Source organism: Furfurilactobacillus rossiae DSM 15814, from assembly GCF_000428925.1.
Taxonomy (GTDB): Bacteria; Bacillota; Bacilli; order Lactobacillales; family Lactobacillaceae; genus Furfurilactobacillus; species Furfurilactobacillus rossiae.
In genome coordinates, this window is sequence record NZ_AUAW01000016.1 from 1 (window position 1) to 17570 (window position 17570).

Below are 17570 nucleotides of genomic sequence, written 5' to 3' on the forward strand. Positions count from 1 at the left end.
AATTAAAATTGTCAATGATGGCGTTAGAATCGAATGGCGACCACAAGCCCGCCTTTTATGATCTGCGTCTTGTTGCGCTAATTCGGGATCATAGGGATTGACCCGATCTAATTCATAGCTAATAGTTGATTTGGCAACGCCTAAGGCGTCAGCCATATCTTGGTAAGTATGATGGCCTTCACTGACCAGTTGAGCTAGCGCACCACGTTGAAAACGTGATAAAGTAGCAGTACCCAAAGTAATCACTCCTTATAGCTGGTTGGAATTAACTACTACCATTGTAAGAGATTGCTTTGGGCCTTTTTTTATTTTTGTTCGGATTAATTATAGAATTTGCCCATAACAAACAACAGTGTGACCTCGCCGAAGCATCCAAAAGAGATGTTGCCGAGTCAGGCCGGTATTCGAAACCGATTGTAGTCGCAATTCGAGATGCTCAGCCGTTTTGGCCAGCCGAAAATTATCATCAAGAATTTTATAAAAAACAACCCAAACGTTATCAGGCAATAGAAAGAAGTCGTCGTCAATTCCTTTGGCTTCAGAGGGTCAAAGAGAAATTTACTCGCCAGATCAAATAAATTACTGTTTTTCCTTGCCTTAAGCTTACTCGAACCCAGTATACTGATCTTGTAACCATCGAGATTGAATGCTGAGCTAATTATGAAGACGGATGGTTGTAATTAGTCAGCGAGGGTTCATCTTGGCAGGGGAGGTTCATAATGAAACAGAAAATAATTGATCGTGGCTTTTGGACTTTGCTAGCGTTAGTTTTTGTTGCCGTCATCGGTGGTGGCATTTTTCAAGCACATCGGATAGCCGAGGCAAAAGCAAAATATGTGCAGTCGTCGGTGCCAACGCTCTTCTTTCACGGTGGTGGCAGTAATTACCACGCTGAAGAGCACATGACGAGTGTGGCCAAACGGGAAGGCGCGACCAACACGATTATCCGTGCGTTTGTCTCCAAAACTGGTCATGTTCATTTGGATGGAACGATTGGTAAACGAGCAATTAACCCAATCGTGGAAGTAAACTACGCTAATAACCGACAACTTGATTTTAATAAACACGGTCAGTGGGCTAAAAACGTTGTTGTTGCATTACAGAAAAAATATCACATTACTAAATTCAACATGGTCGGTCATTCACTTGGCAATATTTCGTTAATCTACTATATGTTGGAATATGGTCAGGATAAACGTTTGCCCAAATTGCAAAAACAGGTCGACATGGCCGGTCACTTCGCAGGATTGAACTTCAAACGTGTTCCAGCATCCATACGGCAACCTGCAGGGCTAAAGCTGGACAAGAGTGGCAAACCAAACAAGATGAACGCCACTTACAAGCAGATGACAAAACTACGCCAAACATTCCCCAAGCACCAGGTTGATGTGCTAAATATCTATGGTGATATTGGCGGCCAGACAGATGGCACGGTACCCAACGTTTCATCGTTGTCACTGAGGTATTTGATTGCTGACCGGGCTAAGTCATACCGTGAACGAAAGATAACCGGAACACGGGCTAAGCACACGTTATTGCATAATAACGCTCAGGTCGATCAGCTCCTTGCTGACTTCTTGTGGGCAAAATAATCTGGAAGACTAAAAACGACTTGTCAATTGAATGGCAGGCCGCTTTTTTGTATAAAACGTGGATTGTGACAGATGGTCACCTATTAAATGTATTGGTGGAGAACAGATTTACAAACAGCGTGGTTGTCGATTACTTTCTAAACGCTACGTCAATTCTATCCGTATCTACGGTTTTTGTTTGGGCATCATTTACGTCGAACTTTTGATCAGCACCAGCATCGTTCATCTTCTTTAAGAATTCAAAGAAAGGCGTTTTGATGCCCAATTCTTCTAAATCGGCTAATGACAAGTTGTAACGAATGGATTGCTCCGTACCGGCCTCAACTTTTTGAACCCAGTGAGGTTCCCGAATGCTTTCTCGACCAATTGCAACAAACGTAATACCAGCTTCCATCACCTTTTCAGCATCAGCAGGTGTGTTTACGTTTCCAACGGAGATGAGTGGAGTGTCTGGCGAAACGCGCTGAATCTTGGTAATTAAAGGCTCTTTGTCATCGTGATTGTTCAACGATGGCCGCCAAACGTTGCCCATGGAGATGTGAAGATAGTCCAAGTTCATGTCATTAAGTTTAGTCACAAACTTCAAAGTGTCTTCAATACGAATACCTGGCTCTTCAATTTCTTCTGGTGACAAACGGTACCCAAGAATGAAAGGTGACGTAGCGGTATCGGCGATGGCTTGTTGAGCGGCTTCGATAACCCGCATTGGAAATCGCATTCGGTTTTCCAATGAACCACCCCATTGGTCGTTTCGACGGTTACTGTGTGGTGAAAAGAATTGTTGGAGTAGATACGTGTTGGCTCCGTGAAGTTCGACACCGTCAAAACCGGCCAAAATAGCACGTTTAGTTGCCGCGCCGAAATCTGCAATCGTTTGCTCAATTTCATCTTCGGATAGTGCCCGTGGCGTTTCTGCGTGTGGCCGTAATGCGGGGACTGCACTAGCAGACACAGGCTGATGCCCTCGCAGAATGCGTGAGTTTGTCATTCGCCCGGCACTGAAAATTTGCAAAATTGCTTTAGTACCGTTTTGTTTAATGGTGGCTGCCATCTTGGCAAGGCCAGGAATAAACTTATCATCGGCGACAGATAATTCACCTTCGAATCCCTTACCCAGCGCGTTAACGTTAGCAACAGGGGTAATAAACATGCCGGCCCCGCCCGTATGAATATTGAAGTAGTTTAGTTCATCTGTTGAAACTTCACCGTTTTCTAACGACATGCCTTCGGTCATTGGTGGAATAGCAACCCGGTTTTTAACGGTCACTCCAGATTTAAAAGTGTAAGACTTTAAAAATTGGTACGTCATGTTCATAACCTCCTGAAAGATATGTGATAAGATTAGCCTTAGTAACTGCTTACTAAAAGTCAGTGTAGCACCATTTTGATGAGCAAGTGGTGAACAAAATAATGATAATGTTCAAAAATGAATAAAATACTGCTTTTGTTTATTCTTACGTGAGGAGACTGAATGATTATGGAAATTCGGCGGCAAATATTTAATTCAGTATATGAATTTATGCAGAATCGGCCCATCAACGAATTAACGGTTGATGATATCTTAAATGCTTCAGGTGTCAGCCGCGGATCGTTCTATAAATATTTTGCTGACAAATATGATGTCATTAATTCGTACTTTGCAGATACCATGAACCGGATGTTTTTAAATTGTCGCCTGAGCAATTGGAACGGCATTTTGCGTAAACAATTTGAGTTTTTGGCCGACAATGCCAGTTTCTTTAAATATGCTTTTAAAACAACAGGGCAAAATTCGTTTTGCGTTTATTTCAACTGTCATCTTGTGCGTCAATTTGGCGAGGCAATTATTAAATACGGACACCAAACGGAACTTTCGGCTGTTGAAAAACATGCAGTGCAATTTTATGCGGATGGGGTGGTAGCTTATACGCGTCGGTGGCTATCCTCTGATATGAGCACGCCAATCGATGAGGTTGTCCAAGAATTGACCAGCTTGATTCCCCAAGTGGTCTTGGACGCCACTTGCGATGAAATTACCATCGAACCAGAGTACGCCTAGTAGATTGTGATTTATACTGCCGCTTGCGGTTGACGGCATTGAAACACCAGCGTGGGACCGGTTCGAGCCTCCAAAAAAAGGAGTCTTTCACCTCGTTGGCAAGACTCGCAAAGCCCTCGAGTCTTGCCAAACGTCCGTGTTGTAAGACTGGAAACCCACCAGCCTAACAACACCTTCACGCCTTGGTTTCAATGCCGTCGCCCTTCAGCTACTGTAGAAAAGCCATACCAATTGCACGAAGGTACTGACTCGTCATCGAATTCGTGCCAACTGCGACTCGTAGAATCAGGCTTTGAAAGTTAGTGAAGTCAGGAAGAGACAGAGTTTCGTGTCGGCAATCCTTTGTGGCGGGTTAGGCCACTTAGGAGTGCAGGATGACTTCCAAGACCGGTTTGTGGGCTTGGAATCAAGGTAGAAAACCGCGTTTTTTGCGGGTTGAGACCGGTCCCATGAAACACGGCGTCTCTTCCTGACGAAACGGCATTAAGAACATAAAGATAACTGATAGTTGGACACGATTTCTAAACAGAAGTCGTGTTTTTTGTTGACAATGTGACACGACGGTTTATACTATATTTAGTAAGTGAGTAGTCACTCAATAAAGTAAACAGAGGTGAACGTCATGACAGAAGTCATTAAAGTTGCTAACCTGCAGCAAGGATATGGCAAACGCATTATTTTGAATGATATTAACTTAGACATAAACACGGGTGACATCCTTGGTTTAATTGGTCCTAGTGGCGCCGGTAAAACAACCTTGGTCAGCACGATCATGGGAATGTTGAAGCCAAAACAAGGCACTGTAACTGTATTAGGTACGCCAATGCCTAATCGGAAACTGCTCGGCAGAATTGGTTACATGGCACAAACGGATGCCTTGTATTCTGTATTAACGGCCCGTGAAAATCTAAAGTTTTTTGGTGAAATGCAGGGGATGAGTAAAGCAGAATTGCAAAAACAAATTCCCTATGCAACGGGTATCGTTAATTTAAACGATGATTTGGATCAGTACGTGAAGGACTATTCGGGTGGAATGAAACGGCGGTTATCATTGGCAATTGCGCTGTTGGCAGATCCTGAACTGCTCATCTTAGATGAACCCACCGTCGGGATTGACCCCGAACTGCGGCAACAGATTTGGAAAGAACTGCATCGTTTGGCAGACGAAGGCAAGACAATCTTATTGACGACGCACGTCATGGAAGATGCCGAGCAATCCAGCTATTTGATGATGATTCGTGGTGGCCGTGCCATTGCCCAAGGCACGCCTGATGACCTAATTAGTCAGTATCACGTTAACTCAGTTGAAGAAGTCTTTTTACAAGCAGGGAGGGATCAAGATGCGCACACTAGCAATGATTAGAAGAGTCTTTCGGGAAATGTTGCGTGACAAACGTACGTTAGCCCTAATGTTTATCGCACCTTTGTTTATTCTGTCACTGGTCTACTTCCTGTTTCAGGGGAACACCACAACGACAGCTTCCTTAGCAACACGTAACGTTGACAGTAGTATGGTGACGGCCATAAAAAATAAGCACATTACGATTCATGATGTCAGCTCAGACAAGTCTGCTAACACAATCATCCGTGAACATGATTACGCCGGAATGCTTAGTCAAGACGGAGACAAACTGACGTTAACGTTGGCTAACACCGACCAAAGTAAGAGTGCGGTGATCAAACAAAGTTTGCAAGCGGCCCAAGCAAAATTGAAGGGCCAAGCAGCAGCGACAACCATTAAGACGCAGGCTCAAGCACTACAAAAGATGCAGGCGGCCCTTGGTGCAGCAACGCACACGCCGGTTAACGCGACTGCTAACGCTGGCAACCTGAAAGCTAAGCTAGGAAGCACAAGTTATACGACGAAGACACATTATCTTTATGGGAGTAAGGATTCCACATTCTTTAATACTTTGTTACCAATCATGATGGGCTTCGTGGTTTTCTTCTTCGTGTTCTTGATTTCGGGTATCGCTTTGTTGCGGGAACGGACAACTGGGACACTGTATCGTTTGCTAGCAACACCGGTTAAACGTGGGGAAATCATTTCGGGTTACCTGTGTGGTTATGGTGCGTTTGCCTTCATCCAAACGTTGTTGATCGTGTTATTCACAATGTATGTTTTCAAGATTCAAATTCTGGGCAGCATCTGGCTTGTTCTTTTGATCAATGTCCTGTTAGCAATGGTTGCTTTGACGCTAGGACTGCTGATTTCAACGTTTGCTTCCAGTGAATTTCAGATGATTCAATTTATTCCAATCGTTGCGATTCCACAGATTTTCTTCGCCGGGATTATTCCAATTAGCTCACTGCCAGGCTGGTTGCAGCCAGTGTCCTACATCATGCCGCTGTACTATGGCGCTTCAAGCATGAGCGCGGTGGTGCAAAAAGGTGTCGGTTTCATGGATGTGTTACCCAACTTAAGCATTTTGTTATTGTTTGCCGCTGTTTTCCTAGTATTGAATTTACTGACCATGCGCAAATATCGTCAGGTTTAATTTGGCAGAATTGCTGGTATTTAACTCAATGTGCGGTTAAATTAAAAGGTAGACAAAAATTTGGAGTAAAAACACATGGAAATTAGTAATGTTGAAACACTGTTTGACAAGACACTCCAGGAATCAAAGCTAACGGCTAAACAACAGTCAGTGCTCAAAGTCAGCTTAAATCTCTTTGCAGAGAAAGGGTTTGATGGCACGAGTACTAGTGAAATTGCTAAACAAGCTGGCGTTTCTGAGGGAACCGTGTTCAAGCAGTTCAAGACGAAGGATGGTATTCTGGCCGCATTATTGAATCCGTTTTTGGATCAGGTCGTGCCAATGGCGGCAACCGAGTTCTTGACGGAGGTTAAGGATCAACGTTTTGACGATCTAGCGGCGTTCTTTAACTACGTGATTAAGGATCGAATGACGTTTGCCATTGCTAACCAGAAGCAACTAAGAATTTTGGTTCAAGAAATCATTCGGAATAGTGACATGATTCAGTCGGTCATCGATAAAATCATGTCACGCATTCTGAATACTTTTGGCAAGAACTTGCAGACCTTCAAGGATCGTGGCGTATTAGTTGATTGGCCCACAAAACGGATTATTCGTTATTTCCTTGGTGTAGCGGGCAGCTACATCGTGCCCGCCGTTTTAATTGGCAAGGCGAGTCAGTTGGATATCGACAAATCATGCCACGAAGCGACCGAATTCCTGGTTCGTGGCTTAACACCAATTAAATAGTCTCGTCAAAGCCGCATTCCATCAGGGATTGCGACTTTTTTTTAAAAATAATTGTTAGTTTTTATTGCATAAAACTAACAAAAGAACTAACATAATTCTCGTTCGAAAATTTCCAGTGGAAAGAATTTAATTTTAAAATAAGGATTGAAATACAGGAGGCCGATTATGGCGGATGAAAGTCGTGATTTATTAGATTGTTTCGGTTCACTGATGCAGAATCGATTATTTATGATGGCAGTATTACATCAGCGTGATTTGACGAGTCGGCGGGCACCGAGTGAAGGCCGTGGTCAGTTGCGGCTGTTACAGGTTTTGTATCAAACACCGGCAGGGTTAACCAACGCAGAAATCGCGCAGTTTTTAGATATTCGGCCAAGTTCTGTTAGTGCCATGGTCAACCGGTTGGAGGCCGTTAACATGGTCGAACGGGTGCCCAGTGAAACAGACAAACGCACGGTTATCATCAAAATGACGCAGGCCGGTATCGACATGTTTGCTAAACAAGATGATCAGGTTGATGACATGGCAAGCCAGGTTTTTGGCACCTTAACGAAGGCTGAACAGGTTGAGTTAAATCGGTTGCTGGAGAAGTTAAATAAAGGTACGGCCGATTTAGATTGGCGGGACTTTATGGGCGGCGAGCAGGGATGGCCACATCGCGGCAATTTTGATCAACGCTGGTTTTAAATAAAACGGTGATAAAAAACTAAAGGAAGAAATTTTTGGAGGCAACATTATGGATCGTAGAGCAGGCGGGCCACGCGGTGGCGGTCCACAGGATGCGCAATACACACGAACAAAGTTTGATTTTAAGGGGTTCTTAAACCTGATTCGTCAAACGAAACCTAAGTATTGGCAGTTATGGTTGGGATTAATCCTTGGTTTTATTGCGACGGGGGCGCAGTTGGCAGTGCCGAAAATGGCACAAGGAATTATCAACGGGCTTAAGTCAGGTTTTAATTCCACTTTGCTCATTATCGCGGTTGCACTGTTTTTAGCGAGTGCCTTAATCAACGCCTTGTCAGGGACGATGTTGGGTTTCTTTGGTGAAAATATTGTTGCCAGATTGCGGCGTACCTTGTGGCAAAAAGTTGATTCGTTTGCACGTTAACTATTTTGATAACGTGAAGGCCGGTGAAATGACTTCTCGACTGGTGAACGACTCAACCCAGATTAAAGATTTATTGGCAAACGCTTTTCCACAGATGGCTAATTCACTCTTGCAGTTAGTTGGAGCGCTGATCATCATGGCATTGATGGACTGGAAAATGACGCTCGTTATGATTATTGCCATTCCGTTGGTCATGATTGTAATGCGGCCAATTATGCGCCAATCCAGCAAGATTGGGTTGCAACGACAAGATGCCCTAGCTTCATTTAATGGCGAAACTGGCGAATCGTTGGGCGAAATTCGGTTGGTGAAATCTTCAAACGCTGAGGAATATGAAACAACCTCGGGGTACAAACAGATCGACAAGTTGTATCACATCGGAATGCGAGAAGCTATTTTTGATTCCATCGCGAGTCCGGCCATGAACACGTTAATGCTGGCCATGTTTATCGGTTTGTTGGGTTACGCAGCCGTTCGAGTGGCTGATGGCACGATGTCAATGGGAACATTATTGTCATTTATGATGTATTTGTTCCAAGTTATCGGACCAGTCGGCTCACTTGGCCAATTCTTCACGACATTAGCGAAGACAAACGGTTCGACACAACGGGTTCAGGATCTGTTGAAGGAACCTGAAGAATCATTTACTGATGGCGACAATGAATCCGTTACCGACCAAACGGTGGCGATGGAACACGTTGACTTTGCTTATGACGATGACGGTCCCGTTTTACATGATGTTAACTTTGAGGCCAAGCCAAACAGTGTCATTGCGTTTGCTGGGCCATCGGGTGGTGGGAAGTCTACCATCTTTAGTCTGCTAGAACGTTTCTATCAACCCACCAGTGGGAAAATTACGATTGGTGGCAAGGATGTCGCAAACGTCAACTTGAAAGACTGGCGCTCTCAAATCGGTTATGTGAGCCAGGATTCTGCTATTATGGCTGGCACGATTCGTCACAACTTAACTTATGGCGCGGACAAAACGTACACGGATGACGAACTTTGGCACGTGCTTGAGCTGGCTTTCGCAGACAAGTTTGTTCATGAAATGACAGATGGTTTGGACACGCAGGTCGGTGAACGTGGCGTGAAAATCAGTGGTGGTCAACGACAACGTTTGGCCATTGCCCGAGCTTTCCTCCGTGATCCAAAGATTCTGATGCTTGATGAAGCAACAGCGAGTCTAGATTCCGAATCGGAAGCGATGGTTCAAAAGGCCTTGGGTGAATTAATGAAAGGCCGCACAACATTGATCATTGCGCACCGACTGAGCACGATCGTCGACGCCGATGACATTTACTTCATTGAAAATGGTCATGTGAGCGGCCACGGCAAGCATCAGGCACTCATGACTGAATTGCCACTTTACCGAGAATACGTGAGGATTCAGTTTAAGGAATAGAGCGAGAACAACCCCGTTTAAAGACCGAGCAACAATGGAAATAAGGCACTGTGCAAGCGAACTTTGCTTGTGCGGTGTCTTATTTTAATTGTGCGCAGGTCTTTGGGGTTGTGAACGCGTTTGCGAGAATATAAAAGCGAAAATTTGGTGTTTTTCGCAGTTCGTTGAAAGAAAGCAATCTCCAAAAGTGAAAGGCATGTCCTAACGCCATGAATGTCCGCACAGCAATTTCTTCTATTATGTGCGCGCAGCATTAATGCTATGCTGAATACACGACTTTTACACAGAAAAGAGAAACTATACAATATATGGATACTTTATTTACTAAGACGTCAGTTCCGCGCGCGTACTTTACGCTCGCCATGCCAGTGGTCATCAGTATGATTGCCAGCATGATCTATAACCTGGTGGACACATTCTTCATTTCACAAACGCAGAATCCCAACATTGTGGCTGGGGTAACGGTTTGTACGCCACTATTTTCAATTATGTTAGCGATTGGGGATGTTTTCGGCCTGGGCGGTAGCGCGTTGGTGTCCAAAATGTTGGGGAGCAAGCAGCATGAGTCTGCCAGTCAGGTGAGTCGCATTTGTTTTTATGCAGCGATTGTCATTGGTATTCTGACCGCGGGCATTTTACTATTATTTGAAGCACCTATTCTCACTGCGTTTGGGGCTAGTAGCGGGATTCGTCCGTTCGCGAGTGCCTTCTATCGTATTATGGCGATTGGCGGGCCGCTGATTATTGTGTCGCTGGTGCCTAGCAACTTAATTCGCACAGAAGGTTTGGCACGCGAATCAATGATTGGTAGTGTTGCCGGTTTGGTCGTGACGATTTTGCTCGACCCATTGCTGATTTTCGGTTTTCATTTATATGCTGCGGGGGCTGCCTTGGCGACTGTAATTGGATATCTCGTAACCGATTTGATTCTGTGTGCATACGTAATCAAACGGTGTCGGGTCATTAGCCTAAGCTGGCACATTAAAAAGTCGACCCTTGCGTTTGCGGGGGCCATTTTAGTGATTGGAATTCCTGCTTCAATGACCAATCTCATGCAGGCGTTTGGAACCGCATTGCTCAATAACTTCTTGGTGCGATACGGTGCTGCACAAGTGGCGGCTTTTGGGATTGCCACGAAGATTTACATGATCGTGATGCTAGTAATGGTTGGTTTTGCATTTGGCGCTCAGCCATTGGTTGGTTATAACTACGGCGCTCATAATCAGAAACGGTTTCGTCAAATCGTGAATTTTGACCTGTTAGTAGAAGTCGTCTTTTCAGTAATTTTTGCTGTTATCTTAATGTTATTGGCACCGTTTATTGTGCGTTTGTTTATGACGCAAAAAACGATTGTGACTGCCGGTGTCTTGCTGTTGAGAGCATTGCTAAGCACGACCCCATTCATTGGCGCAATCCTCGTGTTCACCACTGTCTTCCAGTCGACAGGCAAGGCACTAGGGGCTTTTTTGCTGGCTATTTCACGACAGGGTGTCATCTTTGCCATTGTGATTTATGTTGCTCACATGTTGTGGGGCTATCTCGGTGTTGTTTGGGCACAACCGTTGGCGGATGTGTTGACGTGTTTGTTAGGCTTTGTCATTTACCGGCAGGATTTCCGAAGAATGAAATAGCTTGAGCAAATGACAACCTTCTTATTTGTTCGCTGACCGTCCATTTCAAAATGAATTAATCGTTTTCTATGCATCTTTGCCTGATAATATCGTGTATTAAAAACATGATGTGGAGGCAGAATTATGAAGGCTTTTGGGTATCAAACGGATGGGCCAGCGGCTGATGCTTTTACCGAGGTTGAGTTGCCGACGCCGAAACCAGCTTCAGATGAGGTTGTTATTGATGTTGCTGCTTTTGGTCTGAATCATGTAGACGCATTTCGACGGAGTGGATTTACTGGCGGAGAAGTAACAATCCCTGGGTTCGATGTTGCTGGAACTGTCTTATCGGCTGGTGAACGGGTGACCAACTTTCAAGTGGGTGACAAGGTTGTTGCTCACATTGAAGGTGGTGGTTACGCGGAACAAGCTGTTGCGCCGGAGTCGACGACGATTAAATTAATTGACGGGTTCCCGATTGCTGATGCTGCTGGGTTACCAACTGTTGCGATGACGTCATATGATGCGCTCACCGTGTTTGGACAAGTTCAGGCGGGACAGACAGTGGCAGTGCTAGGAGCTAGTGGTGGTATTGGTGCAATGGCTGTTCAGTTTGCGAAGGTTCTTGGCGCCAGTACCGTTGTTGGGATTGCAAGGGCTGAGGATTTGGACTATGTTCGCCAAATTGGTGCCAATGATGTCGCCACGTATGCGCAAGTTACTGAAGATGGTGCGTTTGCCGATTCAGCTGATGTGGTCATTAATGTGAACTTTATGGGCGGTCATGCTGATGCAATGATGGCCTTAGTTAAACTTGGTGGCACCGTAGCGACAGTCGGTCGTGAGGAAAATGTCGGTAATAAGCCCAATGTTGAACAAGTTCACATTCATCCAGTAGATGCGAGTCATGTGCATCGGGCGATGCAGGCGCTCAAGCAACTTATGGAAACTGGCACACTGTCTGTGCGGATTGCGCAGCGATTTCCGTTTACCTTAGCAGGCGTTGTGGCTGCCAGTGAACTGAACGAAACAGGGCACACGGACGGTCGGATTATTGTCGAACGAGATGTGAAATAGGACATCAAGAAGAGCTGTTGTGCATTGCAAAAGTGTACAATAGCTTTTTGTTATGAGCTGATTACATTCATGTTAGTGGTTGCAATATGGTAAACTATCATCAACACAGAAGGTCCGTAAGTGGCATTTCAGTGTGGGGAGAAGTTGCAGAAGACATACACGTAGAGGAGTGAAACGAATGGCAGAAGCAGTATTAACAGTTAAGAATCTGAATAAGTCGTTTGGCCGCAAACAGGTCTTACATAAAATTTCATTTTCATGCCAGTCTGGACGAATCGTTGGTTTGGTTGGTGCAAACGGGGCAGGGAAAACGACAATCATGAAGGCCGTTTTGAGCCTGACATCATCGACTGGTGAGGTCACGATTGACGGGCAGAAGAGTACATTTGACCACCATCCAGTATTGGATGAGGTAGGCGCTTTGATTGAATATCCAAGCATTTATCCTTTTATGACTGGAAGAGATCATCTAAAGCTATTTGCAATCGGTAGAAATAAAGCCTCAGAAATTGATGACGTTATTACTGCCTTGAACATGGGTAATTACATTGATACAAAGGCGCGAAGTTATTCACTAGGGATGAAACAAAAACTTGGTGTCGCAATGGCATTCTTGAACAATCCGAAATTTGTTATTTTAGATGAACCGATGAATGGATTGGATCCGCAAGCCACTAAGGAATTACGTGATTTGATTATTGCTAAACGTGATGAGGGCGTTGGCTTCTTGATTTCCAGCCATATTTTAAGCGAGTTGCAGAAACTGGCAGAGGACCTGATTATTATTGATCACGGGAAAATTGTTCAAGAAACTACAATGGATGCATTACTCAAGTCTAACAATCACTTTGTTACTGTTACAACAACAGATGATGTAAAGGCCAAACAAGTCTTAGCCGATGCGGGTTATAAACTGGTTGGAGACGAAGAAGTAAAAATTCAAACTTCTTCTGATGACGATGTCGCCAACATTTTGAAAACGTTAAATGATAATCAGTTGCCTGTTACAGATGTTCAACATGAAGATGAAGATCTTGAAGGTTCCGTGTTGAAATTACTTGATCCGGAAGACCAGGAACAGGGGGAAAAATCATGTTGACGTTATACAGACAAGAGTCATTTAAACTTTTAAAAAAGAAAAGTACCATGTGGATCACTATTTTCCTAGCTGCGGTTACGCTTGGTGTCGCTCTAATGGGACGCCTAAAGCCGGCTCTTTTCCCGGCCAAACAATTTTTTCAATCGAACTTTTTGTCCGCACCGTTTTTAGTGCTGTTTATGATTGCAGCGGTGGCCTCGACCATCACCATGGAAACACAATATGGCACCATTAAAAGTGTATTGTCACAACGTTATTCACGCACACAAGTATTAATTAGTAAGTGGCTCGTTATGTTAACGTATTCTATTTATTTATATGTCATGACGAGTGTATTGGCACTGATTGCCAAAGCTATTTTCGTTAATAGCAAATTCTCTCTGACCGATAAGGGTGATGTTCATGAAATTTGGCAGGACTGGCTAGTAACGCTTGGCTCAAACTTTTTGACTGTTTGGCTACTTCTTAGTCTGGTCTTTTTAATGGCTACACTGTTCAAGAGCTCTGCTGCAGCCATATCGATTGGAATTATTGGTTACTTTGCGCTAAGTATTATCAATGGGTTCTTGGTTGTGCTGATTCACTTGTACGAATGGGTAAAGTGGAATCCGTTAAACTTTTTGAATTATCCAGCGCAACTCAATAATCCTTCACTTAGTCAAATCACTAAGTTATCGACTACCCAATTGTTTTGGGGAAACATCGGTTATATTGCGCTATTCCTGGTCTTTGACTGGTTACTATTCCGGAAGCGTAATGTTTAAGCTGAAATAGAATTAATTAAAAGACTCAGGGATTATCACTGGTTAACACCAGTCAATAATCCCTGAGCCTTTATATTGTCTTTTAATGGAACTGCATGCCACCGTCCACTTCTATCGTTTGCCCAGTAATGTAATCTGAATCCGGACCGGCGAGAAATGATACCGCTGCTGCAACATCTTTAGGTTCAGACAACCGGCCTAGGGTAATATCTTTTGCAAAGGTTTGCATTCCCCATTCATCGTCTTTACCAGCGTTCTGACCAACTTGATGGGCAATGTCCATCATCATCGGCGTTTTAACGATTCCTGGCGCATAAGCGTTGACCGTAATGTTATCCTTGGCTAAATCACGCGCCGCAACCTGTGTAATACCACGGACGGCAAACTTTGTACCACTGTAAAGTGCAAGGTTAGGGTTACCAACGACGCCAGCTTGCGAGGTAGCATTGATGATTTTACCACCATGACCCAATGATCTAAACTGTTTGATAGCGGCTTGAATTCCCCACAAGTCACCGGCAACATTGACGTGGTATACAGTGTCAAATTGTTCAGGTGTGATTGTTTCGATAGGTGTTGTTGGTCCAAGCCCAGCGTTATTAACAAGAACGTCAAAGCCGCCAAGTTGACTAGCAACGTCATTAACAGCCTGTGAGAATTCGTCACGTTCTGCGACATTTAATTTAACTGCGATTGCTTTACCACCGTCGTCGTTAACATCATTGGCGACTTTTTGCGCGCGTTCTAGGTTTAAATCAGCTACAGCAACCGAGAAGCCATCTTTTGATAGTCGTTTTATGATTGCCTCACCGATTCCTTGTGCTCCACCCGTTACCATTGCAACTTTATTAGCCATGATAATGCCTCCTTAAAGTTTGTTACACAGGCAGAATACTTAATAAAGTATGGAAAAGCAAACAATTGTATCGACGGCGTGATGTTTGCGAACAAACCGATAATGTACGGGGAATTCACCTTAGTGTGCTTTGAAAATATAACTAAAATCAGCTGTGAATTTTTGTGTGATTGTAGACGATCACTGAAAAGAAATCAGTGATGTCTGCATGTTTATTCGTGTTTAACTCGGGTAAAACGCTTATGATTAACTTATCTTGGGGGATGACCATATGAACAAAAGTCGGGTTGAAGCATTTATTGATGCCATTATTGCGATTGTATTAACAGTATTGATTTTGGAAATTAAGGTGCCAAATGAGCCAAGTTTAAAAAAAATTTTCAGTGAGTGGCGGATGGCGTTTTCATACTTGATGACGTTCATTTTGGTCATGTTCAGCTGGTATGTACAGCACGGGATGTTTTTGGCAATCAAACGGGTCAAACTTGGTGGTTTCATTGGCGTTTGTGTGTGGTTATTCGTGCTCTCTTTTCTACCAGTGACCACGGCGTTCGTTGGCCGTTTTCCAAGTTACTGGGGTGCAGAGCTCGTCTACTTAATGGTGGCTTTATTATGGCTACTTTCAGCTCAGTTAATGTCGTTTCTCATTATTCGTGAGAACCAAGACGTGCCGGAAATGAAAGAATTTATCAAACGGCAGGCTGGTAGCGTGATGTTGACGAGTAATATCGTTTGGACAGTTGTGGCGACTGCACTGATCTTTGTGATTCCAGAGATTGGCATGTTGACGCCGATTATGACAGTGATCATCCAGATTATTTCCAACCGTCATCGAAGTCGGCAGTTATCAGCTTAAACATATGGAAATGGACGAAATGCTACTTATTTTCTAGTGGTTAAACGACGTCTTGACACTGGTTGTTAAGAATTTTCAGTTGCAATGTTTAGTTATGAGTGGTAACTTACAAATCAAGGAAAAAACGATGAGGAGGCGTTAAAAATGAAATATTTAAACTTAAAACAAGTTAATGGCGCCAACCTCAACACAACTACCACAACCTCAACCACAATGACGTGGCTGGGGCTTTTGTGGTAGTTGTTCATTATCGCAAAAGTGGCCAGCCAAGGTGTCTGTCAAAGGACATCGCGGCTGGCCTTTTTTATTAGAGTGGTGCTGTAACACGGTAAAAGTTCGACCAAATCAGGAGGAAATCCATATGAGTGAGTCAGAGCCAAAAGGTGAGTTAAAACGATCGTTATCGTCGAATCAAATGCAGATGATTGCCCTTGGGGGAACCATCGGTGTTGGGTTGTTTTTGGGATCAACGTCAACTATTAAATGGACTGGACCGTCCGTTGTGTTTGCATACGCATTCGTTGGACTGCTGTTATACCTAGTCATGCGTGCATTAGGTGAAATGATCTATGTGAATCCCACGACCGGCTCGTTTGCAGACTACGCGACGAATTATATTCACCCGTTGGCTGGCTATTTGACCAAGTGGAGCAATGTCTTTCAGTACATAGTGGTCGGAATTAGTGAAGTGATCGCGGTCGGTCAATACTTGCATTACTGGTGGCCGAACCTGCCTGATTGGATTGCCGGGGTAGTTGTGATTGTTCTTTTGACGTTGGCAAACTTAGCATCCGCACGCGCGTATGGCACATTGGAATTTTACTTTGCGATGATTAAAGTGGTCACGATCGTTTTAATGATCGTTTTGGGCGTGCTGGTTATCTTCGCCGGTTTAGGTAATCATTGGCATCCATTAGGCTTAAGCAATCTGTGGTCTCATGGTGGGTTCTTTACTGGTGGTATTCGCGGCTTCATTTTTGCCATGTCCGTAATTATCGGCTCGTATCAAGGTATTGAAGTGCTGGGGATTACTGCTGGGGAGGCCGCCGATCCGCAAAAAGCTATCGTATCCTCTGTTAAGTCGATTGTTTGGCGGATTCTGATTTTCTATATTGGTGCAATCTTCGTCATCGTGACGATTTATCCGTGGAATCACTTGGCTGCATTGGGATCACCGTTTGTTGAAACGTTCTCTAAGGTTGGAATTGCTGGGGCAGCCGGGATTATTAACTTTGTTGTGCTGACGGCGGCGATGTCTGGTGCCAACTCAGGGATTTACAGCTCCAGTCGGATGTTGTACAAACTCGCGCGCGATGGTGAAACGTATCGCGGTCTGGGCAAACTATCACGTCGTCAGGTGCCATTACGCGCAACTCTGTGCATTTCCGCTGGGATCCTGATTGGCCTGATTTTGAATACATTATTGTCCGTTGTGAATCATGCGACGGCTAACATCTTCGTTTTGGTTTATAGTTCAAGTGTGTTACCAGGGATGGTGCCGTGGTTTGTAATCTTATTGTCAGAGTTACGATTCCGTCACGCAAATCCTGATGTGATGAAAACTCATCCGTTTAAAATGCCATGGTATCCATATTCAAACTACTTTACGATTTTCGCTCTGATTTTAGTGGTAATCTTTATGTTCATCAATCCAGATACTCGCATTTCAGTCAGCATTGGTTTCGGTGTTCTGGGTTTGCTCAGTCTACTGTTCTTCGTCCGCCGCTGGTCTGGGAAGGCGACGCCCGAACCTGGTGAGTACAAACATGAATCATATGAAAAAAAGGATTAACCGGCGCTCAGCTGAAATGTTTACTTGAAAAAGTTATTAATCCAATGAATCACTGTATCTGCCAGTTTTTATAATTGGCAGATACATTTTTTATAAAAACCGTTTTTCTTGATATGGATCAATTTAATTGTGCACAAATTATT

At 44.1% G+C, this 17570-nt stretch carries 16 protein-coding genes and 1 pseudogene; 14 read left to right on the forward strand and 3 right to left on the reverse strand.

Annotated features, from left to right (window positions below):
* On the reverse strand, positions 1 to 237 hold a 237-nt coding region (locus G400_RS15005), incomplete at its 3' end, for a helix-turn-helix domain-containing protein (protein ID WP_155827230.1).
* Between the two features lie 74 nt (positions 238 to 311).
* Here G400_RS15005 and G400_RS15010 point away from each other — a divergent pair.
* Positions 312 to 578: a peptide-methionine (S)-S-oxide reductase gene (locus G400_RS15010; RefSeq protein ID WP_056949772.1), complete on the forward strand. Its 267-nt coding sequence runs from the start codon at positions 312 to 314 to the stop codon at positions 576 to 578.
* Positions 579 to 719: 141 nt separating this feature from the next.
* Positions 720 to 1592, forward strand: coding sequence for an alpha/beta hydrolase (locus G400_RS0109840; protein WP_017261031.1), 873 nt, complete (start codon positions 720 to 722; stop codon positions 1590 to 1592).
* Positions 1593 to 1722: 130 nt separating this feature from the next.
* Here G400_RS0109840 and G400_RS0109845 read toward each other — a convergent pair whose 3' ends face one another.
* Entirely contained in the window at positions 1723 to 2907 is a 1185-nt protein-coding gene (locus G400_RS0109845; protein WP_026017059.1) for an NADH-dependent flavin oxidoreductase, read from the reverse strand.
* Between the two features lie 156 nt (positions 2908 to 3063).
* On the opposite strand from G400_RS0109845, the gene G400_RS0109850 reads away from it, so the two are divergent.
* From G400_RS0109850 to G400_RS0109895, 10 genes and pseudogenes are all read left to right on the forward strand, one after another.
* Positions 3064 to 3630, forward strand: coding sequence for a TetR/AcrR family transcriptional regulator (locus G400_RS0109850; RefSeq protein WP_081495804.1), 567 nt, complete (start codon positions 3064 to 3066; stop codon positions 3628 to 3630).
* 622 nt (positions 3631 to 4252) lie between these two features.
* A complete protein-coding gene (locus G400_RS0109855) occupies positions 4253 to 4993 on the forward strand; it encodes an ABC transporter ATP-binding protein (protein WP_017261034.1) in 741 nt (246 codons plus the stop codon).
* Positions 4971 to 6128, forward strand: a complete 1158-nt coding sequence (locus G400_RS0109860) for an ABC transporter permease (RefSeq protein WP_017261035.1) — start codon at positions 4971 to 4973, stop codon at positions 6126 to 6128. The genes G400_RS0109855 and G400_RS0109860 overlap by 23 nt, the downstream gene beginning before the upstream one ends.
* A gap of 75 nt (positions 6129 to 6203) precedes the next feature.
* Positions 6204 to 6857, forward strand: a complete 654-nt coding sequence (locus G400_RS0109865; protein ID WP_017261036.1) for a TetR/AcrR family transcriptional regulator — start codon at positions 6204 to 6206, stop codon at positions 6855 to 6857.
* 165 nt (positions 6858 to 7022) lie between these two features.
* Positions 7023 to 7544, forward strand: coding sequence for a MarR family winged helix-turn-helix transcriptional regulator (locus G400_RS0109870; RefSeq protein ID WP_017261037.1), 522 nt, complete (start codon positions 7023 to 7025; stop codon positions 7542 to 7544).
* Between the two features lie 49 nt (positions 7545 to 7593).
* A pseudogene (locus G400_RS15015) lies at positions 7594 to 9373 on the forward strand (ABC transporter ATP-binding protein).
* A gap of 308 nt (positions 9374 to 9681) precedes the next feature.
* Positions 9682 to 11004 (forward strand): MATE family efflux transporter, encoded by a 1323-nt coding sequence (locus G400_RS0109880; RefSeq protein WP_017261038.1) that lies wholly within the window; start codon positions 9682 to 9684, stop codon positions 11002 to 11004.
* Between the two features lie 123 nt (positions 11005 to 11127).
* The gene (locus tag G400_RS0109885; RefSeq protein WP_017261039.1) at positions 11128 to 12060 is read left to right on the forward strand and encodes a quinone oxidoreductase family protein; all 933 of its coding nucleotides are present in this window, start codon (positions 11128 to 11130) and stop codon (positions 12058 to 12060) included.
* A gap of 178 nt (positions 12061 to 12238) precedes the next feature.
* Complete coding sequence (locus G400_RS0109890) at positions 12239 to 13159, forward strand: ATP-binding cassette domain-containing protein (RefSeq protein WP_017261040.1); 921 nt, start codon at positions 12239 to 12241, stop codon at positions 13157 to 13159.
* On the forward strand, positions 13153 to 13923 hold the full coding sequence (locus tag G400_RS0109895) for an ABC transporter permease (protein ID WP_017261041.1): 771 nt from the start codon (positions 13153 to 13155) through the stop codon (positions 13921 to 13923). The genes G400_RS0109890 and G400_RS0109895 overlap by 7 nt, the downstream gene beginning before the upstream one ends.
* Before the next feature lie 82 nt (positions 13924 to 14005).
* On the opposite strand, the gene G400_RS0109900 is transcribed toward G400_RS0109895, so the two are convergent.
* The gene (locus G400_RS0109900) at positions 14006 to 14779 is read right to left on the reverse strand and encodes a (S)-acetoin forming diacetyl reductase (protein WP_017261042.1); all 774 of its coding nucleotides are present in this window, start codon (positions 14777 to 14779) and stop codon (positions 14006 to 14008) included.
* A gap of 271 nt (positions 14780 to 15050) precedes the next feature.
* Here G400_RS0109900 and G400_RS0109905 point away from each other — a divergent pair, with 271 nt between their 5' ends.
* Positions 15051 to 15635 (forward strand): TMEM175 family protein, encoded by a 585-nt coding sequence (locus G400_RS0109905; protein WP_017261043.1) that lies wholly within the window; start codon positions 15051 to 15053, stop codon positions 15633 to 15635.
* Positions 15636 to 15996: 361 nt separating this feature from the next.
* Positions 15997 to 17427, forward strand: coding sequence for an amino acid permease (locus tag G400_RS15020; RefSeq protein WP_017261045.1), 1431 nt, complete (start codon positions 15997 to 15999; stop codon positions 17425 to 17427).
* Positions 17428 to 17570 lie beyond the last annotated feature (143 nt).

Coding starts and splice junctions, on each gene's coding strand:
- G400_RS0109840 (WP_017261031.1), top strand. CDS start 720: ATGAAACAGAAAATAATTGATCGTGGCTTTTGGACTTTGCTAGCGTTA.
- G400_RS0109895 (WP_017261041.1), top strand. CDS start 13,153: ATGTTGACGTTATACAGACAAGAGTCATTTAAACTTTTAAAAAAGAAA.
- G400_RS0109865 (WP_017261036.1), top strand. CDS start 6,204: ATGGAAATTAGTAATGTTGAAACACTGTTTGACAAGACACTCCAGGAA.
- G400_RS0109850 (WP_081495804.1), top strand. CDS start 3,064: ATGATTATGGAAATTCGGCGGCAAATATTTAATTCAGTATATGAATTT.
- G400_RS0109900 (WP_017261042.1), bottom strand. CDS start 14,779: ATGGCTAATAAAGTTGCAATGGTAACGGGTGGAGCACAAGGAATCGGT.
- G400_RS0109860 (WP_017261035.1), top strand. CDS start 4,971: ATGCGCACACTAGCAATGATTAGAAGAGTCTTTCGGGAAATGTTGCGT.
- G400_RS0109870 (WP_017261037.1), top strand. CDS start 7,023: ATGGCGGATGAAAGTCGTGATTTATTAGATTGTTTCGGTTCACTGATG.
- G400_RS0109880 (WP_017261038.1), top strand. CDS start 9,682: ATGGATACTTTATTTACTAAGACGTCAGTTCCGCGCGCGTACTTTACG.
- G400_RS0109905 (WP_017261043.1), top strand. CDS start 15,051: ATGAACAAAAGTCGGGTTGAAGCATTTATTGATGCCATTATTGCGATT.
- G400_RS0109845 (WP_026017059.1), bottom strand. CDS start 2,907: ATGAACATGACGTACCAATTTTTAAAGTCTTACACTTTTAAATCTGGA.
- G400_RS0109890 (WP_017261040.1), top strand. CDS start 12,239: ATGGCAGAAGCAGTATTAACAGTTAAGAATCTGAATAAGTCGTTTGGC.
- G400_RS15020 (WP_017261045.1), top strand. CDS start 15,997: ATGAGTGAGTCAGAGCCAAAAGGTGAGTTAAAACGATCGTTATCGTCG.
- G400_RS0109855 (WP_017261034.1), top strand. CDS start 4,253: ATGACAGAAGTCATTAAAGTTGCTAACCTGCAGCAAGGATATGGCAAA.
- G400_RS0109885 (WP_017261039.1), top strand. CDS start 11,128: ATGAAGGCTTTTGGGTATCAAACGGATGGGCCAGCGGCTGATGCTTTT.